General features: G+C 75.5%; 23 protein-coding genes and 1 pseudogene. 14 read left to right on the top strand and 10 right to left on the bottom strand.

The features are described 5' to 3' along the window. Positions 1-59: 59 nt before the first annotated feature. From Acit_RS03735 to Acit_RS03725, 3 genes are all read left to right on the top strand, one after another. Positions 60-2,888, top strand: coding sequence for a YfhO family protein (locus tag Acit_RS03735; protein WP_248105824.1), 2,829 nt, complete (start codon positions 60-62; stop codon positions 2,886-2,888). A 69-nt stretch (positions 2,889-2,957) separates the two neighbouring features. Then, on the top strand, positions 2,958-4,067 hold the full coding sequence (locus Acit_RS03730; protein WP_248105822.1) for an NDMA-dependent alcohol dehydrogenase: 1,110 nt from the start codon (positions 2,958-2,960) through the stop codon (positions 4,065-4,067). A gap of 10 nt (positions 4,068-4,077) precedes the next feature. After that, entirely contained in the window at positions 4,078-4,560 is a 483-nt protein-coding gene (locus tag Acit_RS03725) for a heme-binding beta-barrel domain-containing protein (RefSeq protein ID WP_248105820.1), read from the top strand. Positions 4,561-4,578: 18 nt separating this feature from the next. Here Acit_RS03725 and Acit_RS03720 read toward each other — a convergent pair whose 3' ends face one another. Further along, the gene (locus tag Acit_RS03720) at positions 4,579-5,382 is read right to left on the bottom strand and encodes a crotonase/enoyl-CoA hydratase family protein (RefSeq protein WP_248105818.1); all 804 of its coding nucleotides are present in this window, start codon (positions 5,380-5,382) and stop codon (positions 4,579-4,581) included. 122 nt (positions 5,383-5,504) lie between these two features. Here Acit_RS03720 and Acit_RS03715 point away from each other — a divergent pair, with 122 nt between their 5' ends. After that, positions 5,505-7,364, top strand: a complete 1,860-nt coding sequence (locus Acit_RS03715; protein ID WP_248105816.1) for a carboxyl transferase domain-containing protein — start codon at positions 5,505-5,507, stop codon at positions 7,362-7,364. 64 nt (positions 7,365-7,428) lie between these two features. On the opposite strand, the gene Acit_RS03710 is transcribed toward Acit_RS03715, so the two are convergent. Next, a complete protein-coding gene (locus Acit_RS03710; protein ID WP_248105815.1) occupies positions 7,429-8,313 on the bottom strand; it encodes an NAD(P)-dependent oxidoreductase in 885 nt (294 codons plus the stop codon). Positions 8,314-8,396: 83 nt separating this feature from the next. Here Acit_RS03710 and Acit_RS03705 point away from each other — a divergent pair, with 83 nt between their 5' ends. Further along, a complete protein-coding gene (locus Acit_RS03705; protein ID WP_248105813.1) occupies positions 8,397-9,263 on the top strand; it encodes a PaaX family transcriptional regulator C-terminal domain-containing protein in 867 nt (288 codons plus the stop codon). Positions 9,264-9,285: 22 nt separating this feature from the next. Here Acit_RS03705 and Acit_RS03700 read toward each other — a convergent pair whose 3' ends face one another. The 4 genes from Acit_RS03700 to Acit_RS03685 are packed head-to-tail and all read right to left on the bottom strand — an operon-like array spanning position 9,286 to position 11,233. After that, positions 9,286-9,513, bottom strand: a complete 228-nt coding sequence (locus Acit_RS03700; protein ID WP_248105811.1) for a hypothetical protein — start codon at positions 9,511-9,513, stop codon at positions 9,286-9,288. Positions 9,514-9,571: 58 nt separating this feature from the next. Further along, positions 9,572-10,408 carry a sigma-70 family RNA polymerase sigma factor gene (locus Acit_RS03695; RefSeq protein WP_248105809.1) on the bottom strand — a complete coding sequence of 279 codons (837 nt, stop codon included), beginning with the start codon at positions 10,406-10,408 and terminating at the stop codon, positions 9,572-9,574. Then, positions 10,405-10,887: an ATP-binding protein gene (locus tag Acit_RS03690; RefSeq protein ID WP_248105807.1), complete on the bottom strand. Its 483-nt coding sequence runs from the start codon at positions 10,885-10,887 to the stop codon at positions 10,405-10,407. The genes Acit_RS03695 and Acit_RS03690 overlap by 4 nt, the downstream gene beginning before the upstream one ends. Before the next feature lie 10 nt (positions 10,888-10,897). Beyond that, the gene (locus Acit_RS03685) at positions 10,898-11,233 is read right to left on the bottom strand and encodes an STAS domain-containing protein (protein WP_248105805.1); all 336 of its coding nucleotides are present in this window, start codon (positions 11,231-11,233) and stop codon (positions 10,898-10,900) included. 158 nt (positions 11,234-11,391) lie between these two features. Here Acit_RS03685 and Acit_RS03680 point away from each other — a divergent pair, with 158 nt between their 5' ends. After that, positions 11,392-11,832, top strand: coding sequence for a cyclic nucleotide-binding domain-containing protein (locus Acit_RS03680; RefSeq protein WP_248105803.1), 441 nt, complete (start codon positions 11,392-11,394; stop codon positions 11,830-11,832). Positions 11,833-11,880: 48 nt separating this feature from the next. On the opposite strand, the gene Acit_RS03675 is transcribed toward Acit_RS03680, so the two are convergent. Together Acit_RS03675 and Acit_RS03670 are read right to left on the bottom strand one after the other, a co-directional pair. Next, positions 11,881-12,279, bottom strand: coding sequence for an SRPBCC family protein (locus tag Acit_RS03675; RefSeq protein ID WP_248105801.1), 399 nt, complete (start codon positions 12,277-12,279; stop codon positions 11,881-11,883). A 63-nt stretch (positions 12,280-12,342) separates the two neighbouring features. Further along, positions 12,343-13,170 carry a class I SAM-dependent methyltransferase gene (locus Acit_RS03670; protein WP_248105799.1) on the bottom strand — a complete coding sequence of 276 codons (828 nt, stop codon included), beginning with the start codon at positions 13,168-13,170 and terminating at the stop codon, positions 12,343-12,345. A gap of 81 nt (positions 13,171-13,251) precedes the next feature. On the opposite strand from Acit_RS03670, the gene Acit_RS03665 reads away from it, so the two are divergent. Further along, positions 13,252-14,040, top strand: coding sequence for a methyltransferase domain-containing protein (locus Acit_RS03665; protein WP_248105797.1), 789 nt, complete (start codon positions 13,252-13,254; stop codon positions 14,038-14,040). Between the two features lie 21 nt (positions 14,041-14,061). Here the strand turns inward: Acit_RS03665 and Acit_RS03660 are convergent, their stop codons facing one another. Beyond that, positions 14,062-14,424, bottom strand: coding sequence for an ArsR/SmtB family transcription factor (locus Acit_RS03660; RefSeq protein WP_248105795.1), 363 nt, complete (start codon positions 14,422-14,424; stop codon positions 14,062-14,064). Between the two features lie 78 nt (positions 14,425-14,502). On the opposite strand from Acit_RS03660, the gene Acit_RS03655 reads away from it, so the two are divergent. The 6 genes and pseudogenes from Acit_RS03655 to Acit_RS03630 all read left to right on the top strand — a co-directional run bounded on the left by Acit_RS03655 (position 14,503) and on the right by Acit_RS03630 (position 20,421). After that, entirely contained in the window at positions 14,503-14,961 is a 459-nt protein-coding gene (locus Acit_RS03655; RefSeq protein WP_248105793.1) for an ArsI/CadI family heavy metal resistance metalloenzyme, read from the top strand. Further along, positions 14,954-16,063, top strand: a complete 1,110-nt coding sequence (arsB, locus tag Acit_RS03650; RefSeq protein ID WP_312709407.1) for an ACR3 family arsenite efflux transporter — start codon at positions 14,954-14,956, stop codon at positions 16,061-16,063. The genes Acit_RS03655 and arsB overlap by 8 nt, the downstream gene beginning before the upstream one ends. Then, positions 16,060-17,445 (top strand): FAD-dependent oxidoreductase, encoded by a 1,386-nt coding sequence (locus tag Acit_RS03645; protein WP_248105791.1) that lies wholly within the window; start codon positions 16,060-16,062, stop codon positions 17,443-17,445. The genes arsB and Acit_RS03645 overlap by 4 nt, the downstream gene beginning before the upstream one ends. 9 nt (positions 17,446-17,454) lie before the next feature. Further along, a pseudogene (locus tag Acit_RS03640) lies at positions 17,455-18,364 on the top strand (LLM class F420-dependent oxidoreductase). Positions 18,365-18,382: 18 nt separating this feature from the next. Next, positions 18,383-18,862 carry a MarR family winged helix-turn-helix transcriptional regulator gene (locus tag Acit_RS03635; protein ID WP_248105789.1) on the top strand — a complete coding sequence of 160 codons (480 nt, stop codon included), beginning with the start codon at positions 18,383-18,385 and terminating at the stop codon, positions 18,860-18,862. Next, positions 18,859-20,421, top strand: coding sequence for an MFS transporter (locus Acit_RS03630; RefSeq protein ID WP_248105788.1), 1,563 nt, complete (start codon positions 18,859-18,861; stop codon positions 20,419-20,421). The genes Acit_RS03635 and Acit_RS03630 overlap by 4 nt, the downstream gene beginning before the upstream one ends. A 43-nt stretch (positions 20,422-20,464) precedes the next feature. On the opposite strand, the gene Acit_RS03625 is transcribed toward Acit_RS03630, so the two are convergent. Further along, positions 20,465-20,806 carry a helix-turn-helix transcriptional regulator gene (locus Acit_RS03625; RefSeq protein WP_248105787.1) on the bottom strand — a complete coding sequence of 114 codons (342 nt, stop codon included), beginning with the start codon at positions 20,804-20,806 and terminating at the stop codon, positions 20,465-20,467. Positions 20,807-20,999: 193 nt separating this feature from the next. Between Acit_RS03625 and Acit_RS03620 the strand changes: the two genes are divergently transcribed. Further along, complete coding sequence (locus Acit_RS03620) at positions 21,000-22,532, top strand: proton-conducting transporter transmembrane domain-containing protein (RefSeq protein ID WP_282436153.1); 1,533 nt, start codon at positions 21,000-21,002, stop codon at positions 22,530-22,532. The last annotated feature ends 6 nt before the right edge of the window (positions 22,533-22,538 follow it).

The raw sequence follows: 22,538 nt of genomic DNA, 5'->3' as shown, positions 1-22,538 counted from the left end.
GGGAGGGTAGCGGGGCCCGCCCTCGCCGGGGGCCCGGGAAGCTGGGAACATGGCGGGTCATGACCGGCACCCTGCTCCCGGCGACCGAGGCCGCCCCGACGACCGAGGGACCCCAGGCCGCGGAAGGGCACCGGCGGGTCGGCCGGGGCGAGCTGGTGGCCCTGGCAGTGCTGGTCGTCGTGCCCGTCCTGGCCTTCGCCGTGCCCGCCATGCTGGGCCACTCGGTGTTGCCCGGCGACGACGCCAGCCAGAACTTCCCCATGCGGGTGCTGGTCGGCAAGCAGCTGGCCGCTGGCCACCTCCCGCTGCTGGACCTGCGGATCTGGAGCGGGACGCCCCTCTTGGCGGGGTGGAACGCCGGTGCCGCCTACCCCTTCACCTGGCTCTTCGCCGTCCTGCCAGGCACGGCGGCCTGGGCGGTGAACCTGATGGTCATGGGCTGGGCGGCCGGCCTGGGCCTCTACGCCTTCCTGCGGGCCAACCGCCTGGGGCCCCTGGCCGCCGTCCTTGGGGCCTCGGTCTTTGCCTTCTCGGGGGCCATGGACGCCCAGGTGGTCCACTTCGGCCTGGTGGCCGGGGTGAGCTGGGTGCCCCTCCAGCTCCTCGGGGTGCTGCTGCTGGACCGGGCGACGACCCGGCGGGCCTGGTGCGGGGCGGCCGCGCTGGTCGCCGCAAGCGCCGCCCTGACCCTGCTGGCTGGGGAGCCCCGGGCCATCGACGTGGCGGCGGCGGTGAGCGGTCCCTACGTGCTCTGGCGGCTGTGGCGCCGCCGGCACGAGCCCCGGGCCGCGCTCCGGCTGCTCGCCGGGGTGGTCCTGGCCGGCGTGGTGGCCGGGTGTCTCGGGGCGGTGCAGCTGCTGCCCGGGCTGCACGCAGTGCGGCAGTCCCAGCGGGCGTCGAAGACCTTCAACCTCTTCGACTCGGGCTCCTACCCCCTGTCGTGGCTGCTGCTGCTCCTGGTGCCCAACCTGCTGGGCGGCTCGGGCTCCTTCGGGGCCCCGAGCTTCTTCGCCTCCTACAACCTGACCGAGGTGACCGGCTACGTCGGTCTCCTGCCCCTGGTGGCCGCCGTGGCCCTCTGGGGCCGGGTCCGTCGGGGCCGGCCCTGGCCCGAGTGGGTGGCCTTCGAGTGGATCGCCGCCCTCGGCGTGCTGCTGGCCCTGGGGGGCAGCACCCCGGCCTGGCACCTGCTCATCCGCATCCCCCTCTACGGCGGCCAGCGGCTTCAGAGCCGGAACATCCTGGTGGCCGACCTGGCCTTGGCCGTCCTGCTGGCCTTCTGGGTCGACGGGTTCCTGCGCCGGCGCCAGGTGGTCGACGGGGCCCGCCGGGCCCGGCCGGCTGAACGCTGGCTGGCGGCCCTGGCCGCCCTCGGGGCGCTCTCGGTGCCGGCCCTGGCCCTTACTGACACGCGGCCCCTGGAGCACGTCCTGGGGGTGGTCCACAAGGAGGGTCTGGCCCTCCAGCTGCGGCCCTGGTTCCTGCCCTCGCTCGGGGTCGCCCTCGGGGTGCTGGCCCTCGTCGTCCTCGGGGACCGCCTGCCCCGGTGGTGGCGGGCCGGGGCCACCGCGGCCCTCGTCACCGCCGACGTGGCGCTCTTCGCCCTCACCTCGCTCTTCCTGGTGGCCCCGGCCAACGGACCGGTCGGTCCTCTCGGGGCCGCCGCGGCGGCCGACGTCCCGGTCGGCCCCACGGTCCCGGTGGCCGACCTCGGGGTGCCGGGGCGCTTCGCCGTCTACGACCCTGGCCTCCTCGACGGGGCCGAGGCCCAGCAGGCCGGGGCGCCGGACGCCAACCTGCTCGCGGGGGGCTGGTCCCTGCAGGGCTACAGCGCCATCGTGAACGGGACCTACGCGGCGGCCACGGGCTCGCACGGGGCCATGGGGGCGGGCCAGGACGTCCTTTCGGTCCAGGCGGTGGCCGACGGGGTCCTCGACCAGCTGGACCCCAGCGTCCTGATCACCCCGCCGCAGTACCTCGTGGTGGCGGCCGCCCGGGCGAAGGCCCTCACGGCCGAGGGGGCCACCCAGGCCCCGGTGCCCGCCGCCGGGCAGCGCGACCTCACCGCCGGGGGGACGGTGGCCTGGGACCTCGGTGAGCCGGTCGGCGTGACCGCCGTGGACCTTCCGGTCACGGTGTCCCGGGCCGGGACCCTCCAGCTGGGCCTCGAGCGGGCCTCGGGCCAGGTCGACTGGCTTCCGGCAGCCTCGCTGGTGCCGGGGAGCCAGACCCTCGCCGAAACCGTCGGGGGCGTCCCGGGCACGGGGAGCGGAGGCCAGGACGGCCCCGGGGCTCGGACCGTGGCGATCCTGGCGCGGGGGACCGCCGAGGGCCGCACCGGCGTGCCCGAGGTCCGAGACGCGGCGCATGTGCCCTTGGACCTCGACGGCGCCCTCCAGGCGGCGCTCTCGGCCAGCGGCCAGTGGCGCTACCTGCGCCAGGACGGTCCCTTCGCCGTCTTCCAGGCCACGCACCCCGACCCGCCGGTGCGGCTGGTGGCCCTGCCGGGCCGGAGCCTTGCTGGCGCGACCGTCACCGGCACCACCGGCCCGGCCCTGGCTCCCTGGACGGTCTCGGTCCGCTCGACCCAGGGTGCCGTGCTGATCCGCTCGGTGGCCGCCATCGAGGGCTGGCACGTGACCTGGCAGCCGGCCGACGGCGGCCCGGCCCGACCCCTGGCCCTCGAGCGGCGGGGCATCGTGCAAGCGGTCCAGGTGCCCCCGGGTGCCGGCACCGTCCGCTTCGTCTTCCGCCAGCCGGGGTTCGCCACCGCCAGTCTCCTCGGGGTGCTCGGGCTGGTCGCCCTCGCCGGCCTCGTGGCCCTCTGGCTGTTCCTCGACCGGCGGCGGCCCGGGAGCGAGCCGGTCCCCGGGCCCACGGCCCGCTAACCTCCTGACCCGTCAGTCGAGTGCCGGTCGGCCGGACAGCGCCGGTGATCGGCGAGGAGGGGAGGGACCGTGGAGAGCGAAGCGGCCATCTTGTGGGAGGACGCCAAGGACTGGAGCGTGGAGCCCATCGAGCTGGACCCGCCGAAGGAGGGCGAGGTCCTGGTCCAGCTGGCGGCCAGCGGGATGTGCCACTCCGACGAGCACCTGCGGACCGGCGACCTGGTGGCCGAGCGGCCGGTCATCGGCGGCCACGAAGGGGCCGGCGTGGTCCTCGAGGTCGGGCCGGGCGTGACCGACCTGAAGCCGGGCGACCACGTGGTCTTCGGCTTCATCCCCGCCTGCGGCAAGTGCCCCTCGTGCGCCTCGGGCCACTCGAACCTCTGCGACTACGGCGCGGTGCTCATGGCCGGCAAGCAGCTGGACGGCACCAGCCGGCACCACGCCCGGGGTCGGGACCTCAACGCGTTCCTCTGCCTCGGCACCTTCTCCCGGCACACCGTGGTGAACCAGGCGTCCTGCGTGAAGATCTTGGAGGACATCCCCCTCGACAAGGCCTGCCTGGTGGGCTGCGGGGTGACGACCGGCTGGGGGTCCTCGGTCCACGCCGCGGACGTCCGGCCCGGGGACAACGTCGTGGTGGTCGGCGTCGGCGGCATCGGGGCCGCCGCCATCCAAGGGGCCAAGCTGGCCGGGGCGGAACGGATCTTCGCCATCGACCCGGTGCCCTACAAGCGGGAGATGGCCCAGCGTTTCGGGGCGACCCACGTGGCGGCCTCCGCCGAGGAGGCCCTGCCGCTGGTCCAGGAGGTCACCTGGGGCCGGATGGCCGACAAGGTCATCTGCTGCAAGGGGGTCGGACGGGGAGCCGAGATGGCCGGCATCATGGCCCTGGCCGCCAAGCTGGGCCGGGTGGTGGTGACGAACATCCACCCGATGCTGGAGACCGACGTCCAGATGAGCCTCTGCGACCTGACGCTGATGGAGAAGCAGGTCGTGGGCTCGCTCTTCGGCTCGAGCAACATCCGCAAGGACATCCCGAAGCTCCTCGAGCTCTACCGGGAGGGCCAGCTGGACCTGGACGGCATGGTGACCCGCACCTACCCCTTGTCCGAGGTCAACCAGGGCTACCAGGACATGCTGGACGGCAAGAACATCCGCGGCGTCCTGGTCTACGACTGAGGACCGGGCCGTGGCCGACGCCGATGCCCCGCCGCGGCCCCCGGCCCCCTTCGACCGGCTGGTCGGCCGCTTCGTCGGGGAGGGCCGAGGGCTGTGGGCGGCCGACCCGCCCTTCCGGTACCGCGAGGAGGTCCAGATCGGGGCGACGGGTCGCCCCTTCTTGACCTACCGCCAGCAGACCTGGGATCTGGCCGACGGCAGTCCCCGACACGCCGAGGTCGGGTACCTGCGTCTCGGGGAGGCCGGGGCGCTCGAGCTCCTGCTGGTCCAGCCGACGGGGATCGCCGAGATCCACGCCGGGTCCTTCGACGGCGAGGTCCTCGACCTCCGGCCGGTGGCCGTCAGCCGGACCCCGGGTGCCAAAGCGGTCACCGGGGTCGAGCGCCGCTTCGTCCTCGAGGGCGACGTCCTCCGCTACCACCTGCGGATCGCCATGCACGACGAGCCCTTGGCCGACCACCTCGAGGCCACCCTGCGCCGGGTCGCGGGCTGAGGCACGAGGGCGGCAGGGTCAGGAGGGCGGCAGGGGCTCCCCGTGGCGTCCCTCGCCGGCGGCGAAGCGGCGGGCCCCGGCCAGGGCCTCGCCGGCCGCCAGGCTGGCCAGGCCGTGGCGGGCCTCGTTCGCCAGGGCCTCGGCGGTGGGCAGCCCCCACTGCTCGAGCAGGGAGGCCCGGTCGTGGCGCAGGCAGGCCTGGGGCAGTTCGGCGAGTTGGCGGGCCAGGGCGAGCGCCTGGGGCAGGGCCCGCCCCGGGGGGGTCACCCGGTTGACCAGGCCCATGGCCAGGGCCTCGTCCGCGCCCACGGGCCGTCCGGTCAGGACGAGGTCCAGGGCCCGGCTCTGGCCGATGAGGCGGGGCAGGCGGACGGTGCCACCGTCCACGAGGGGGACCCCGACCCGTCGGCAGAACACGCCCAGGACGGCGTCCCGGGCCGCCACCCGCAGGTCGCACCAGAGGGCCAGCTCGAGGCCGCCGGCCACCGCGTAGCCCTCGATGGCCGCCACGACCGGCTTGCTGAGCTGCAGGCGGGTGCAGCCCAGGGGCCCGGGCCGGCTCGGGTCCTCGTGGACCTGGTGGAGGTCGCCGGCGGCGATGGCCTGAAGGTCGGCCCCGGCGCAGAACGTACCCCCCCGCCCGGTCAGCACGGCCACGTCCAGCTCGGGGTCGTCCTCGAAGGCGCAGAACGCCTCCCGCAGGGCGTCGGCGGTGGGGGGGTCCACGGCGTTGCGGCGCTCGGGCCGGGCGAGGGCCACCTCGAGGACCCGGCCGTGGACCTGCCGCTCGAGGCCGGCCAGGGGCGGGAGGGCACGAGCCATGGCCCGACCCTCGCGCGACCCGCCGACCACCGTCCAGCGAGCGCTGGGTTCCCCGGGTCCGCTGGTGCCCGACGTCGAGCACGGCTGGGCCGGGGCAGGTCGGCTGGCTAGGGTGCCGGCTCGTGGCCGAGGACGGGCAGCAGGAGGCGGTGGAGGTCCAGTCGCCGGTCACCGGCACGGTGGTGGCCGTGCTGGTGGCCGCGGGGGAACGGGTCCGAGCAGGCCAGCGGGTGGCCCTGGTGGAGTCCATGAAGATGGAGTACCCGGTCGAGAGCCCCACGGCCGGCGTGGTCCTCGCCCTTCTCGTCCCGCCGGGGACCTCGGTGCGCCAGGGGGAGACGCTGTGCCGACTCGCCCCGGGGGATGGGGGCCCAGTCGAGGGGGACGCCGCCGAGTGGAGGCCCGTCGGGTCGGGGCCGGGCACGCCGGGGCCCGCCGAGCGGCCCGAGGTGGCTGCTTGGCGGGCCCGTCGGGCCCTGGTGGAGGACGAGGCCCGGCCGGCCGCGGTGGCCCGGCACAAGGCCATCGGGCACCGGACCGCCCGGGAGAACGTGGCCGACCTGCTGGACGAGGGGAGCTTCCAGGAGCTGGGGTCCTTGGTGGTGGCGGCCCAACGGGCCCGGCGTTCCCGGGAGGAGCTCGAGCGGGAGACCCCGGCCGACGGCCTGGTCTGCGGGCTGGGCCGGGTGAACGGGGAGCTCTTCCCGGAGCGGGCGGCCTGCGCCGTACTGGCCTACGACTACACGGTCCTGGCCGGCACCCAGGGGCAGATGAACCACCGGAAGAAGGACCGGCTGCTGGAGGTGGTGGAGCGGCTGCGGGTCCCCCTGGTGCTCTTCGGCGAGGGCGGTGGGGGCCGACCGGGGGACACCGACACGACGACGATCACCGGGCTCGACACGATGGCCTTCGCCCTCATGGCCCGCCTGAGCGGCCTGGTGCCCCTGGTCGGGATCGCCGCAGGGCGCTGCTTCGCCGGGAACGCCGCCCTGCTGGGCTGCTGCGACGTACTGATCGCCACGGCGGACGCGAACCTGGGCATGGGGGGCCCGGCCATGATCGAGGGCGGGGGACTCGGTCGCTTCGCTCCGGAGGAGATCGGGCCGCTGGCCGTCCAGGAGGCCAACGGGGTGGTGGACCTGGCGGTGGCCGACGAGGCCGAGGCGGTGGCGGTGGCCAAACGCTACCTGGGCTACTTCCAGGGGCCGCTTGCCACCTGGGAAGAGGCCGACCAGGCGCAGCTGGCCGGGCTCCTCCCGGCGCGGCGCACCGAGGTCTACGACGTCCGGCGGATCCTCGAGGTCCTGGCCGACCAGGGCAGCGTCTTGGAGCTCCGGCCTCGCTTCGCCCCGGGCATGGTGACCGCGCTGGCCCGCCTGGAGGGCCGGCCGGTCGGGGTCCTGGCGAACAACCCGCTCCACCTCGGCGGGGCCATCGACGCCGCGGGGGCGGCGAAGGCCGCTCGCTTCGTGGCCCTCTGCGACGCCTTCGACCTGCCGCTGGTCTCCTTGGTGGACACCCCTGGCTTCCTGGTCGGCCCGGCGGCCGAGGCCGAGGGCCTGGTCCGCCAGGCCGGCCGGCTCTTCGTGGTCGGGGCGAGCGTCCAGGTGCCCTGGGTGACGGTGGTGCTCCGCAAGGCCTACGGGCTGGGAGCCCAGGCCATGGCCGGGGGGAGCTTCCGGACGCCGCTTCGGACGGTGGCCTGGCCGACCGGGGAGCTGGGCGGCATGGGCCTGGAAGGGGCGGTCCGGCTGGGGTTCCGCCGGGAGCTCGCCGAGGCCGACGACCCCGAGGCCCTCTACGAGCAGCTGGTCGCCGCCGCCTACGAGCGGGGCAAGGCCGTGTCGGTGGCCGAGGCCTTCGAGCTCGACGAGGTGGTGGACCCGGCCCGGACCCGTCAGGAGCTCTGTGCCCTGCTGCGGAGCGCCCCGCCGCCCCCGGCCCGGGTCGCCAAGAAGCGACCCGGTCTCGGGGTCTGGTGACCGGGCCGGTGATCTCGCGTCCGAGGCGAGGGAACCCTGCGCCGAGTGGCCGAGGACGACCGGGTCAGTGGGTCCGCAGCGGCCGGTTGCCCCGGGGCACCTCGACGACGGCGGCCACGTCCTCCTCGGCACCGGACGCCGGGTCGGCACCCTCGGCCGTGGCCTGGTAGGCGGCGGCCACGGCGGGGGCGACCGGCAGGCGGAGGGCGGCGTTGGCGGCCAGCTGCTCGAAGAGGCGGACGTCCTTGGCGCCGAGCGCCGGGGCGAACCAGCCCCGGTGGTCCTGGCCGAGGAGCAGGTCGAGACGGTTCTGCAGGCCGGGGGCCACGAGGGGGGAGCTGCGGAGGAACCCCTCGAGGACCTTCGGGGCCACCCCTGCCGCCTGGGCCGTGGCCACCGCCTCGGCGCACACCGCCAGGCTCCCGAGGAGGAGGTAGTTGGCGACCAGCTTCATGGTGGTCGCCAGCGCCGGGTCCTCACCGCAGACCACGTGGGCCCCGGCCAGGTCCTCCCAGAGGGCGGCCAGCTGGAGCCGGGCCTGCTCGGGGCCCCCGAGCAGCAAGGTGGCGGCACGCCCCCGGACCGCCTCGGGCGCCCCGAGGACGGGAGCCGCGAGGAAGCGGTCGGGCCCGAGGCGCCGCTGCTCCTCCCGGCTGGTCGTCGGCCCGACCGTGCTGGCGTCCACCAGGACCGACCCGGGCGAGAGGGCCTCGGCCAGCGCCTCGTCGACGGTGGCGAGGACGGCGGCGTCGTCGGCCAGCGACACGAGGACCACCTCGGCGCCGGCGACTGCCGCGCCGGGGCTCTCGGCCACGACGGCGCCGGCCGCTGCGGCCGCGGCCGTCTTGGACCGGGTGCGGTTCCAGACGGTGACGTCGTGGCCGGCCTCGAGGAGACGCTGGGCGATGGCCGTGCCCATTCGACCAGTACCGAGCAGGGCGAGGTGCACGACTCGGGACCCTAGCGGCGGGCCCCGCCGACCGTGACCGCAGGCCGTCGCGCCCAGCGGTGGCCGTGGCCTATGGTCGAGGGGTGGGCGGGGCGACGGAGGCCGACCGGACGGTCCCGTGGGAGGGACCGGGGCGGGGCGTCACCGCCCGCTCGGTGGTGGCCAGCATCCTGCTGCCCCTGGAGGTGCCGGAGCTGGCCGGTCGGTCCCTGGTCCGCTGCTGCCAGCTCTTCGGGATCGCCGAGGGCACCGCCCGGGTGGCCATGAGCCGGATGGTGGCGGCCGGGGAGCTCGAGGTGGCCGGCCCGGGCCGCTATCGGCTCTCGGGGCGGATGCTGGCCCGGCACGCCCGGCAGCGGGCTGCCCGGCACCCCGCCCTGCTTTCCTGGTCGGGGGCCTGGCTGGTCGTCGCCGGGGGTCGGGGAAGCCGGCTCGCTCAGCGGACCCTCGGGACCGCCCTGGTCGAACAGCGGCTCTTCGAGGTCCGGCCTGCGCTCTGGGCCCGGCCCGCCAACCTGGGAGGCCTCGAGGAGGCGGTGGGGCGGGTCCTCCAGGACCACGCCGAGGTCGGCCGGCAGTGCCTGGTGTGGCAGGGGCGCCTGCTCGGGGCAGGCCAGGACGACCGGACGCTGGTCGCCCGGCTGGTCGACCTCGAGGCCTGGGCGGCGGAGGCCCGGGCTCTCGTGGTGGCCCTCCAGGCCACCTTGCCCGACCTGGAGGGGGGCCGTCCTCGCGCCCTGGCGGCCTGCTTCGAGGTGGCGGCCGCTGCCGTGCGCCACCTGACGACCGATCCCTTGCTGCCCGAGGCCCTGCTGCCCGAGGACTGGCCCGGTCCGGCGCTGCGGGCCACCTACGACGCCTACGAGGACGCCTACCGCCGGCTGCTGGTCACCTACCTGCGGACCGTGCCCGTCGGCGATCCGCCCGAGGGAGCCGGGCCGGGCCACTGAGCGGCCACCGACGGTCGGGGGCCTAGGCTGCCGAGTCGCCAGCCCGCTTCGGACCGGGGCTGGGGCGGACCACGATGCTGACGAAGTGCTCGTGGCGGGCGCAGCGGTCCCCGCTGTTGTAGATCGACAGCCGGGTGCCGCAGCCCGGCTCGGCGCAGATCCGCCCGGCCGGTGCGGTCTCGACGACGCGGTGCCAGGTGGCCACCGGCTCGGCGGCGAGCCGGCCGGTCTCCCCACGGCTCATCGGCATGCCTGCTCCTTTCCCTCCCCGCTGCCGACCCGGGTGCGGACCGGCGCTCACCTGGGTGCTACCCAGCCGGCGGGTCGGGCAAACCGGCACGAGCCGGCGAGGGCTCGGCGAGGGGACCGCCGAGATCGACGGCGGGGGGTGCCGACTCGGCGAGCAGGGCCCGGAGGCGGGCCAGGCTGCGGGTCAGGATCCGGGAGATCTGCATCTGGCTGACTCCCAGCTGACGGCCGATCTCGGACTGGCTGAGGCCCTCGCCGAAGCGCAGCCAGAGCACCCGGCGGTCTCGGGGGGCGAGCTCCGCCAGGGCCCGCTGGAGGCCGGCGCGGATCTCGGCGCAGTGGAACAGCCGGTCGGCTGCCGGGTCGGCCAGGGCCGCCGTTCGCTCGGCCTCTGGGCCGCTGTCCTCGGGCTCGGCGGCTGGCAGGGGTAGGGTCCGGTAGGCCTGGGCGGCCTCCTGGGCTGCGAGCAGCTGCTCGGGGTCCACGCCGAGGGCGCCGGCCAGCTCGGGCACGCTCGGGGGGCGGCCCAGGCGCTGGGCCAGGTGGGCCTCGGTCTGGTGGGCGGCCAGCAGCAGCTCTTGGAGGGGGCGGGGCACCCGCACGGCCCAGACCCGGTCCCGGAAGTGGCGCTTGAGCTCACCGAGGATCGTGCGGGTGGCGAAGGTCGAGAAGGCCACGCCCCGGCTGGGGTCGAAGCGGGCGGCGGCACCCACCAGGGCGAGGCGCGCCACTTGGACCAGCTCGTCGAACGGCTCGCCTCGAGCGGCGAACCGGCGAGCCAGGTGGGTGGCCAGCCCCAGGTGGGCTTCGACCAGGGCGTGGCGGGCGGCTGCGCAGGAGCCGGGTTCGTGCCCCTCGAGGGGGGCGGCCGAGGAGCCTTCCGCCACCGGGTTCACGACGGGGGGCCCGACCGGTGGGTCAGACGGAGCCAGGCCCCCCCGCCCCCCTCGTCGGCGCCGTGTTCGTCGACCAGGGCGTCGAGGATCCGGTCCGAGAGGGCCCGGGCCTCACCGCCCCAGACCCTCTCCCGCCGGCTCCCTGGCCCGCCCACCGAGCCTGGGGGACCCTCCAGCCGGCAGCGGGCCTCGAGCCAGCCAGGAGCGAAGCGAAGCTCGACGCGAAGGGGCGGAGCGGTCGGCGCGCCGCCGGGCTGGTCGCCGGGGGCTGCGATGGCCGGGGGGAGGAAGCGGCTGCAGAGCTCGTCGACGGCCAGGCGAAGGTCCTCGATCTCCTCGAGGCTGAGTCCCGCCTGGCTGGCCACGGCTGCTGCCGCCAGGCGGGCCACGGCGAGGAGCTCGGGTCGAGGAGGCAGGACCAGGACGACCCGGTCCGTGGGGTCGCCCGCCGGTTCGGGCTGGCTGGCGAGGCCCCTCATCGTCGAACCTTCATCGTCGAGCGGCCTCCTCGACCGTCGGCGCCACCAGGAAGACGGTGTCCAACCCGGTGATCTCCAACACCTTGGCGATCTGGGGGCGGTCCACGGCCAGCCGCAGGTCCCCGCCCTCGGCCCGGAGGCGTTTGAGGGCGCTCACCAGCACCCCGAGGCCGGTCGAGTCGATGAAGGACACCCCGGTCAGGTCCACCACCACGGTCCTCGGACCGCCGGTCGCCAAGCCGAGCAGCCGCTGGCGGAGCTGGGGCGCGCTCGAGAGGTCGACCTCGCCGCGGACCACCAGGACGGCGGCGTCCCCCTCCTCGGTCTCGTCGAAACTGACCTCCACCGGCCTTCCTCCTCACCGCTGCCCCGGTGCGCAGGTCCGGACGAGCGGTCGATGCATCCCCTGTCGAGACGGAGCCTAGGACGCCGAGACAGCGCACGCCGAGCTAACCTGCAGCCGCCGTCCTGAGGGGACGCGATCGACCGGAGGAGGACCGCCCGGTGGCCCTGCGCTGGGCTCGTCGACGGAAGGTGGAGGCCTTGGCGCCCGTGGGGCTCTTCGCACGCCTCTCCCGGGCGGACCTGGCCGCCGTCGCCGACCTCGCCGTCCCCGAGCACTTCGCCCCCGGGGCCGTCCTGACCCGGGAGGGTCAGCAGGGTGGGCTGGCCTACGTCGTGGTCAGCGGGCGCTGCGCCGTCCAGCGAGGGGGCCGGACGGTCGCCCGGCTGGGCCCCGGCTCGGTCGTGGGGGAGCTGTCCTTGCTCGATCGGGGGCCCCGGACCGCCACGGTCGTGGCCACCGAGGAGGTCGAGGCCCTCGCCCTTGCCCAGGCCGACTTCCAGGCCCTCCTACGGCGCTCCCCTCGGGTGCGGCGGGGCGTGCTCGAGGCCCTGGCCGGTCGGCTCCGGGCGGTCGACCGGGACCTGGCCCGCACCGGCTAGGCCCGCGCCACTCCGAGCCCCTGCCGGAGCCGGTCCCGCTCGCTCGGGTCAGTCGGCGGGGCCGGTGGCCAGACGAGCGGCGAGGGCCTCGAGGGCCCGCTGGTAGGTCTGCTGGAAGACCCCGAGGAGCTCGTCGGGCTCCACCTCGAAGGACCAGCGGATCCGGCAGCCTGCGGGGTCCTCGAGGACTTCGATGCTCGCCTCGTGCCGGGTCAGGGCGAGGTCCCCGCCGACGATGCCGTAGCGGGCCACCCGCCGGACCGGGTCGACGCCGAGGTCCCGCTCGACCACCGTCATGCCCCCCAGGGACAGGACCCGATCGTCGCCCCGGAGCTCGCAGGCGTCGATGCCGGGCATCCACTGGCCGATGCCCCCGAAGTCCGAGACCACCGACCAGACCTCGGCGGCCGGCCGCGCCACGCTCACCGCTACTTCGCCCGCTGCCATCTGGCCCCCTTCTCCGTCTGGCCCGGACCCCTGGTCGGGTCCTCGGCGCAGCCTAGGCGACGCTCAGGGCCGGCAGAGGATCTCGCCGTGGGTCAGCTGGCACCAGCCAGCCGGGGCGTGGGCCCAGTCCCGCCAGGCCTGGGCCAGGTCCTCGAGCTCGGTCGGCTCGGCGAGCCCGCCGGCTCGGGCGTGGCGGGCCAGGTCCGAGGCGAGGGTCCGCTCGGCCCGGGTCTCCCCCCACCAGCGCCGCTCCTCGGGGGTCACGAACGCCCAGGTGCTGACCGAGGCCCGGATCTCCCCGAAACCGGCTCGCTCCGCCCAGGTCACCAGGAAGCGGCCGGCGGCGGGCTCCCCGCCGTTGCGCCGGGCCACCGCCACATAGAGGTCCCGCCAGCGGGCCAGCCGGGGATCGGCGGGCGAGCAGAGCTCGACCAGGTAGTCGCTGTCCCGGGCCGCCACCAGGCCGCCGGGCCGGCAGACCCGCCGGAGCTCGGCGAGGACGGCCACCGGGTCGGCCACGTGCTGGAGGACCTGGTGGGCGTGGACGACGTCGAAGCTGTCGTCGGGGAAGGGCAGGCGCAACCCGTCGGCCAGGGCGAAGGCGACCGGCCCGGTCCCGGCTGCGTCGGCGATCGACCGCTGGGCCTCGGCGAGGACCTCGGCGGCGAGGTCCAGGGCAACCACCGGACCCGGGGCCACCCGGGCCGACAGGTCGGCGGTGAGGGTCCCGACCCCGCAGCCCAGGTCGAGGAGCCGCTGGCCCGGTGCGAGGAACGGCAGCAGGTAGCCGGCGGAGTTCTCGGCGGTCCGCCAGCGGTGGGCCGCCAGGACGCTGCGGTCGTAGCCGTGGGTGTAGGTGGCGCGAGGCGGCGGGGAGGCAGCCGAGGGCACGGCCCCAGTGTGGCAGGCCCCCGGCGATCGGGCCGGGTGGACGTGAGCGGCCCCGAACCCTCTGGCTGGCATGCTGGCGCCATGGACGATCCGCTCGAGGCGTGGGCCGAGGCCCTTGGGAGCCTGGCCCTGCCCGAGGAGATCCTGCGCCAGGCCCCGGCCTCGCCCTGGGCGTTCGACCCGGCGGTCTTCATGGCCCGGGTGGCCGAGGCCCGCGAGCGGACCGGCCTGGCCCGGCGCTGGGCGAGCGAGGCCCTGCCCGAGGGGGGCCGGGTCCTGGACGTGGGCTGCGGGGCCGGGGCCGCTGGCTTGGCCCTGGTGCCGCCCGCCGGGCTGGTCCACGGGGTCGACCAGGACCCGGCCATGCTGGCGGCCTTCGTCGAGCAGGCCACGGCCCTGGGGGTGGCCGCCGAGGCGACCCAGGGGGACTGGCCGACGGTGGCCCCGTCGGTACCAGCGGCCGACGTTGTGGTGTGCCACCACGTCCTCTACAACGTGGCGGCCCTCGCCCCCTTCGTCCGGGCTCTCGACGACCACGCCCGGCGGCTCGTGGTGGTCGTCGTCTCGGCCGAGCACCCCCTGGCCTGGATGGCGCCCCTGTGGCGACGCTTCTGGGGGCTCGAGCGGCCGAGGGGCCCCCGGGCCGAGGACCTGGTCGCCGCCCTCGGCGCCCTCGGGCTGCCCGTTGAGGTCGGCTGGGACGAGGAGCCGGTGGTTCCCCCGAGCCACGACCAGGTGGCCGAGGTCTGCCGGCGGCTCTGCCTGCCCGAGGACCGACGAGACGAGGTGGCCGCCGCCCTGGCCGAGCAGCCCCGTCCCCCCACCAGGCAGCTCTGCGTCCTGCGCTGGGTCCCCGTTCGGGCCGGCTGAGCTTCGGGCGAGGCCGGCCGGTCAGTCGCCGAGGGCTGCTCGGACACTGGCCAGCCGCTCGGGGACCACCCGCCACCAGGTCCACCGGCCGCGGCGCTCGCCGACGAGGAGCCCGGCGTCGGCCAGGACCTTCGTGTGGTGCGAGATCGTCGGCTGGCTCCGACCCAGGGGCCGCTCCAGGTCGCAGGAGCAGACTTCGCCGTGGGCGGCCACCAGGGAGAGCAAGCGGAGCCGAACCGGGTCGGCGAGGGCCGAGAGCAGGCGGGCCAGGTCGCGGGCCTCCTCCTCGCCGAGGGGTGCCTCGAGCAGCGACGCCTGGCAGGCCTCGTCGTCGGGGGGCGCTGGGCGCGCCCCGAGCGGGTTCGGCACGGGCGCCCTCGGCATGGCAGCCTCCTCCCACAACATTGACCGAGATCGATCTGTCGAGTAGGATCGACGAAGGTCAATCTAGCGGGAGGTCCCATGTCCCGAGTGCAGCTGGCCCTCCGGGTCTCCGACCTGGCGGCGGCCGTGTCGTTCTACGAAACCCTCTTCGAGACGCCGCCGGCTCTCGTGCGGCCGGGGTACGCGCGGTTCGCCGTGGGCGACCCGCCGTTGAAGCTCGTCCTGCTCGAAACCACCGACGGTGATGCCGGGGTCCTGGACCACCTGGGCGTCGAGGTGGACGGGGCCGAGGCGGCCGAGGCGGCGGCGAGCCGACTGGCGAGCGAGGGACTGGTGACCGAGCGGGAGGAGCGGGTCGCCTGCTGCTACGCCCTGCAGGACAAGGTCTGGGTGCGGGGGCCCGACGGGGAGCCCTGGGAGGTCTACGTCGTCCTGGGCGAAGCCTCGGCCGGTCCGCGCCGGAGCACCGGCGGGTCAGCCGCCCGAGGTGCCATCGGGACCTGTTGCGAAACGGTCGCCGGGGCCGTCGGTGCGTGAGGCCCTGGTCGAGGGCCGGCCGCTGGCCCCGGCGGCGGGGCCGGTGGCCCGTCGGCGGCTCTCCTGGCTGGACCGGTTGCTGCCGCTGTGGATCCTGGCGGCCATGGGCCTGGGGCTGGGCCTCGGACGGGCGGTGCCGGACCTCGGGAAAGACCTGGACCGCCTGCAGGTCACCCAGGGGACGTCCCTCCCGATCTTTCTCGGGCTGCTCGTGATGATGTACCCGGTGCTGGCCCGGGTCCGCTACGGCGAGCTGGGGTCGGTGACCCGGGACCGTCGGATGCTGGTCTCGTCCCTGGTCCTGAACTGGGTGGTGGGGCCGGCGGTGATGTTCGGCCTGGCGTGGGCCTGGCTGCCCCACGAGCCGGCCTACCGGACCGGCATCATCGTGGTGGGCCTGGCCCGCTGCATCGCCATGGTGCTGATCTGGAACGACCTGTCGTGCGGTGACCGGGAGGCGGCCGCGGTCCTGGTCGCGCTGAACTCGCTCTTCCAGCTACTGGCCTTCGCCCTGCTCGGCACCTTCTACCTGCGGGTGCTGCCCGGCTGGCTGGGCCTGCCGACGGTGGGCCTGCGCTTCTCCATGCCGACCATCGCCGAGACGGTGGCCATCTTCCTCGGGGTGCCCCTGATCGCGGGGTTCCTGACCCGGTTCGCCGCCGAGCGAACCCGCGGCCGGACCTGGTACGAGCAGCGGTTCCTGCCCCGGGTCGGCCCACTGGCCCTCGTGGGGCTGCTCTTCACCGTCGTGGTCCTCTTCGCCCTCCAAGGCCGGACCATTACCGCCGAACCGCTGACCGTGGCCCGGATCGCCCTGCCCCTGCTGTGCTACTTCGCCATCATGTGGAGCGGGTCGTTCCTCTTCGGTCGGACGGTCGGCCTGCCCTACGAGCGGACCGCCACCCTGGCGTTCACTGCGGCAGGCAACAACTTCGAGCTGGCGATCGCCGTGTGCATCGGGGTCTTCGGGGTGACCTCCGGGGAGGCCCTGGCCGGGGTGGTGGGTCCCCTCATCGAGGTGCCGGTCCTCGTCGCCCTGGTCTCGGTGGCCCTCTGGGCCCGACCCCGGCTCTTCCCGGCGGGCCGGCCGGGCGCGCGATGAGCCGGCTGGTCTGCGTGGGGGGCAGCGACGCGGGCATCGCCGCCGCCCTGCGTGCCCGGGAGCTGGACCCCGGTGTCGAGGTCACGGTGGTCCTGGCCGACGACTACCCCAACTTCAGCGTCTGCGGCCTGCCCTACTACCTCTCGGGGGAGGTGGCCGACTGGCGGGACCTGGCCCATCGGCGGCGGGCCGACCTGGAGGCCCAGGGGATCGAGGTGCGGACCTGCACCCGGGCCCGGCGGGTGGCGGTGGCCGAGCACCGCCTCGAGGTGGTCGGCCCCGCGGGCCGGGAGGACGTCCTGGCCTACGACCGGCTCGTCCTGGCCACCGGGGCGCGCCCGTGCCGGCCCCCGGTGCCCGGCCTCGAGCGCCTGGGACCCGAGCAGGGCGTCCACTTGCTCCACGACATCGGCGACGGTCGGCGGATCATGGCCGACCTCGAGGGGCGCCGGCCGAAGCGGGCCCTCGTGGTCGGGGCCGGCTTCATCGGCCTGGAGATGGTCGAGGCCCTGCGGCGCCGGCAGCTGGCGGTCACCGTGCTCGAGGCCCGCCCCCAGGTGCTCCCGGCCCTCGACCCCGAGCTCGGGGCCCTGGTGGCCGAGACCTTGCGTGCCGAAGGGGTGGTGGTCCGGACCGGCTGCCGCCTCGGTGGCCTGGCCGAGGAGGGTGGCGAGCTGCGGGTCGAGGTGCTCGAGGACATCGGAGGGACCCGGCGCCCGTGGCGGGCGACCGCGGACCTGGTGCTGGTGGCCACCGGGGTGGCGCCCGACAGCGAGCTGGCCCGCTCGGCCGGGGCGACCCTGGCCCGGAACGGTGCCGTGCGGGTCGACCGGCGCATGGCCACCGGACTCCCTGACGTCTTCGCCGCCGGGGACTGCGTCGTGACCCACCACCGGCTCCTCGGCGAGACCTACCTGCCCCTCGGGACCACGGCCCACAAGCAGGGCCGGGTGGCCGGCGAGAACGCGGTGGGCGGGGACCGCCGGTTCGCCGGCAGCCTGGGCACCCAGGTGGTCAAGGTCTTCGAGCTGGTGGCGGCCCGGACCGGCCTGCGGGACCCCGAGGCCGCCGCGGCTGGCCACGCCCCTCGGACGTGGGCGGGCAGCGCCGACGACCACAAGGCCTACTACCCCGGGGCCAGGCCGATTCACCTGCGCCTGACCGGGGATCGCCGGGACGGGCGGTTGCTCGGCACCCAGATGGTCGGGTCGCGCCACAGCGCCGTCCACAAGCGGATCGACACCGCGGCGACGGCCATCCACGCCGGGCTGCGGGTCGACGAGCTGAGCGACCTGGACCTCTCCTACACGCCGCCGCTCGGGAGCCCCTGGGACGTCCTGCAGGTCGCCGGCCAGGGCTGGTCGGGGGTGGCCAGCCAGTAGCGTCGGGGCATGGAGCTCCGGGTGTTCACCGAGCCGCAGCAAGGCGCCACCTACGACCAGCTTCGGGTGGTCTGCCAGCGGGCCGAGCAGTTGGGGTTCGACGGGTTTTTCCGCTCCGACCACTACCTGCGGATGGGCGGGGGGGACCCCGGGCCGGGACCGACCGACGCCTGGGTCACCCTGGCGGGCCTGGCCCGGGAGACCAGCCGGATCCGTCTCGGCACCCTGCTCAGCTCCGCCACCTTCCGGCTGCCCGGCCCCCTGGCGGTGGCCGTCGCCCAGGTCGACGCCATGAGCGGCGGCCGGGTCGAACTGGGCCTGGGGGCCGGGTGGTTCGAGGCCGAGCACCGGGCCCTCGGGATCCCCTTCCCGTCGACGGCCGAGCGCTTCGAACGCCTCGAGGAGCAGCTGGCCATCGTGACCGGCGTGTTCCGGGCCACCCCGGCCACCCCCTTCAGCTTCGCCGGCCGGCACTACCAGCTGGCGGGCCACCTGGGCCTGCCCCGCCCGGTCCAAGAGCCCCGACCCCCGCTCATTGTCGGGGGCCTGGGGGCGACGCGCACCCCCCGGCTGGCGGCCCGCTTCGCCGACGAGTTCAACTTGCCCTTTCCGCCCCTGGCGGTCTTCCAGGAGCGCCAGGTGGCCGCCGACCGGGCCTGCGAGGCCCTGGGCCGGGACCCGGCCGGCCTGCGGCGCTCGGTGGCCCTGGTGGTCTGCTGCGGGGAGGACGAGGCGACCTTCCGGCGAGCACGGGGCCTGCGGGCTGCCGGGCGAAGTGGTGGAGCGCCTCGAGGCCTTCGCCGCTGCGGGGGCCAGCCGGGCCTACCTCCAGGTGCTGGACCTCACCGACCTCGAGCACCTCGAGCTCCTGGCCGCCGAGGTCCTCCCGGCCGTCGCCGGGCTGGCATCCGGCCGATGACGCGATAGGCTCACCACCGTGACCAGGGGTGCAAACCTGGTGGAAGTCGAGCGGACCGGACGGGAAGACCCCGGCGCCGCTCCCGTGGCGGTCGGTCGGGCCCTGGCCCGGCTCTCACGGCTGCTTGAGCAGGCCTCCTCGGCGGCGGGCCTCACCTTGGCCCAGTACCGGGTCCTGGTCCTGGTGGCCCAGCGACCCGAGCGGGCCTCGGCCCTGGCGGCCAAGGCGGACGTCCAGCGGGCCACCCTGAGCGCCATCGTGGCTGGTCTGGAGCGCGGCGGGCTGCTGGCCCGGGAGCCGGTGGCCGAGGACGGGCGGGGTGTGCGGCTGCGGCTGACCGAGCACGGGGCCAGCCAGCTGGCGGCCGTCGAGCGGGAGCTCGGTGAACGGCTCCGGGCCGCCTGCGAGGCCGGGGGCTGCGACCCCGAGGCGCTGGCCGGCCTGCTCGGGGCGGTGCTGGTCGGCTTCGAGACCACCTGCGGGGGAAGCTCGACGTGAGCCCGGCGGGCCTGGCGGCGAACGGTCCGGTGCCGAACGGTTCCGGTCCGCCCAGACGGGCCCCCCGCAGCGCCGGGACGACCGCCCGCCCGGGGCTGGCGCTCGTGGTGATCATGACCGGGGTCCTCATGTCCGCGGTCGACACCACCATCGTGGTCCTGGCCCTGCCTGAGCTGGAACGGGCCCTGCACGTGCCCCTCTCGGGGGTCGTCTGGGTGATCATCGCCTACCTGCTGGTCATCACCCTGCTGGCCACCCAGGTGGGCCGCCTCGGGGACATGTTCGGGCGGGTCCGCATGTACGAGGCCGGGTTCATCGTCTTCATCGTCGGCTCGGCCCTTTGCGCCCTGGCGGTCAACGAGCTCACCATCATCCTGTTCCGGGTCCTCCAAGGGGTGGGAGGCGCCCTCATCACGGCGAACAGCGGGGCGGTCATCGCCGACACCTTCCCCCCTGAGCGCCGGGGCCGGGCCTACGGGTTCAACGCCGTGGGCTTCAACCTGGGGGCCATCCTCGGCATCCTCCTCGGGGGCCTCATCGTCACCTACGTGTCGTGGCGCTGGATCTTCTGGATCAACGTTCCTGCGGGGCTCGTGGCCTTCACCCTGGCCCTGCGGGTGCTTCGTGACCGGGGGGAACGCCAGCGCCAGCGCCTGGACCTGGTCGGCATGGTGGTGCTCGGCGCGGCGCTCTTCGGGGTGCTCTGGGCCATGACCCGCCTGGCGACGACGGCGGCCGACGGCGAGGTGCTCGGGGCCCTGCTCGGCGGCCTGGCCCTCCTCGTGGCCTTCGGGTTCGTCGAGCGCCGCCAGGCGGCTCCGATGGTGAACCTGGGGCTCTTCCGCATCCCCACCCTCACCCCCACCTTGTTGGCCTCGCTCTTCCAGGCCCTGGCGAACTACGCCGTGCTCTTCCTGGTGATCATGTACCTCCAGGGGGTCCGGGGCCTGTCGCCGCTGCACGCCTCGGTGCTGCTGGTCCCCGGCTACCTGGTCGGTGGCCTGGTCGGCCCGGTGGCCGGTCGGCTGGCCGACAAGGTGGGCCCGGTCATCCCGGCCACCGTCGGGCTGGCCGTCCAGGTCGTCGCCCTCGTGGTCTACGCCCAGCTGGGGACGACCACTGGCCTCTGGCTGGTGGTGCTGGCGGCGGTGGTGAACGGGGTGGGCTCGGGGAACTTCTTCCCGGCGAACAACTCGGCGGTCATGAAGGCCGCACCGGGCCGGCAGTTCGGCGTGGCCTCGGGGATGCTGCGGACCTTCTCGAACGTCGGCATGGTCTTCTCCTTCGCCGTCGCCATCCTCGTCGCCGCCCGCTCCATCCCGCGGCGGCTGGCCTTCGCCATCTTCGTGGGCACCACCCACCTCACCGCCCGCCTGGCCGGGCCGTTCACGAGCGGCCTCCACGCCGCCTTCTACGCCTCGATCTCGGCCATGGCGCTCGCCGCGGTCTGCTCGGCCACCCGGGTCCTCACCCTCCGCAAGCACCGCTCAGCCACCCCGCCGGCGGCCGATCGGGCCCCGGCCGATCCCGCCGTGTCCGCCAGCAGCGGCCCGGCCTGAGCCCACGCCAGGGGCGGTCGGGCTCGCTCGGGAGGCGCGGCGGTCAGGAGGCGGCCGGCGCGGACTGCGGCTCGGGCTCGTTGAGCTCGCCGACCAGTCGGAGCAGCTCGCCGATGCTGTGGGGCTGCTCGCAGGGGTGGCGGAGGGGGCGATCCGGGTTGATGCGGTAGACGTTGCGGCGCCCGACCTTCGTCCGGGTGACGTAGCCCTCGCGGACCAGGTCGGCGACGATGGCCTGGGCTGCCCGCTCGGTGATCCCTACCCGGGCCGCGATGTCCCGCCCCCGGATGCCGGGGTCATTGGCGATGCAGACCAGGACATGACCGTGATTGGTCAGGAACGTCCAGCTGGGAGAGCCTGCCCCCGCGTCAATCTCCGCGGTCACTAACCACATGCTAGCGGCGCCGAGGACGGCGAGGTGGCCGGCATCGGGTCCCGACCGGTGCCGAGCCCACCTTGCCCACCCATGACTGACGTCATAGGATTCACGATGTGCAGATCATGAATCACTCAGCAGGCGTTGCTGGGCGAGCAGGACGGGGCCGGGTCGGCCCCCGGCCGGCGCGGCGGGCCAGCTGATGGTCGTCCTCGGCCGGCTCGGTCTCGGGGCGGCCCTGGTGCTGCCGGTCGCTGGACTGGTGATAGCCGGCATGCTCGGAGGGGCTTCCGGGCGGGCCCGCCGGGTGGTGGTTGGCCTCGGGTGGGCGGCGACCCTCGGGGCCCTCGGGGGCCTGGTGGCGGTGGCCGCGGGGGCGCCCTTCGGGCTGCTGGTCCGGGGGAGAGCGGGTTCGGTGGTGGTCGGCCTGTGGGCCGACCAGCTGACCGTCACGCTGCTCGTCCTGGTCTGCGGGGTGGGGGCGCTGGTCCAGAGCTTCGCCGTGCGGTCCCTCCAGGGCGACCCGAGGGTCGGGCGGTTCTTGGCGGGGACGAGCGGGGTGGTGGCCGCCATGCTGCTGGTCTGCAGCGCAGCCACCCTTCCCCTGCTCGTCGGGGGCTGGGTCGCCGCCGGGGTGGCCTTCGTGGCGGTCCTGGGGTGCCGACCGGACCTGCCGGGGGTCCGCCAGGCCACCTGGCGGACGGCCTGGCTCTTCGGCCTGGGCGACACCGGGCTGGTGGTCGCGGGCGTCTTGGTGGCCTGGCGGGTCGGCAACCTCGACCTGGTCGACGCCCGCGCCCTCGAGGCGGCCCCTGGCCGGCTCGGCGACTTGGCCACCGTCGTGGCCCTGCTGCTCGTCGGGGCCGCCTTGACCCGCTCGGCCCAGTGGGTCCTGGGCCGGTGGCTGCCGGGCACCGTGGCCGCCCCCACGCCGGCCTCCGCGCTGCTGCACGCCGGGGTGGTGAACGGCGGGGGGATCCTGCTCGTGCGAACCGGGGCGCTGGCCGGGGCGTCGCTGCCGGCCATGGTGGTCCTCTTCGTGGCTGCCGGGTCGAGTGCGGCGGTGGCCGCCCAGCTCATGACCCGGCGGCCCGACGTGAAGGGTTCGCTGGTGTACTCGACCAAGAGCCAGATGGGGTTCATGCTGGCCGAGTACGCGGTCGGGGCCTGGCTGGCCGCAGTGGTGCACCTGGTGGGCCACGCCCTCTACAAGGCCATGCTGTTCCTGGGGTCGGGGTCCCAGGTGCCCCGCCTCGGGCAGGCGCCGGCCGCGCCGCGACGGGCGCTGCCTGGGCTCCTGCGGGCCGGGTTGGCGGGGGTCTCGGCCGGGGCTGCCGTCGGGGTCATGGTGGCGGTCCCCGGCGCCCTGGCCGACCGGGGGGCGGCGGTGCTCGTGGTGTTCGCTGCGCTCAGTGCCGCGGCCGCCGCGTGGTCCTGGTGGGAGCGGCCAGCGACCCTTGGGTGGGCGGTCCTCGGGGTGGGGGGCCTGCTCGGGGCGAGCGGCCTCTATGGCCTGGTGCTCTGGGGCCTCGGTCGCTGGCTCGGCCCGGCGCTGCCCGGGGGTGCGGCCGGGCTGCTCAGCCCGTGGTGGCTGCTCGTCATGGCCGGGGCTGGCCTGGTGGCCCTCGGGGCCCTGCGGGTGCCCTGGCTGGCCGAACGCCTGGTGCCGGTGCTGGTGGACCGGGCGGCACCGGAGCGGCTCGGGTCGGGCCTGTGGTGGGAGGGCGTGGTGTGAGCCCGG

The sequence above is a fragment of the Aciditerrimonas ferrireducens genome, assembly GCF_023130475.1.
GTDB lineage: Bacteria > Actinomycetota > Acidimicrobiia > Acidimicrobiales > UBA8190 > Aciditerrimonas > Aciditerrimonas ferrireducens.
The sequence above is the reverse complement of the archived record's forward strand: the minus strand, read 5'-3'. Positions and strand labels throughout refer to the sequence as shown.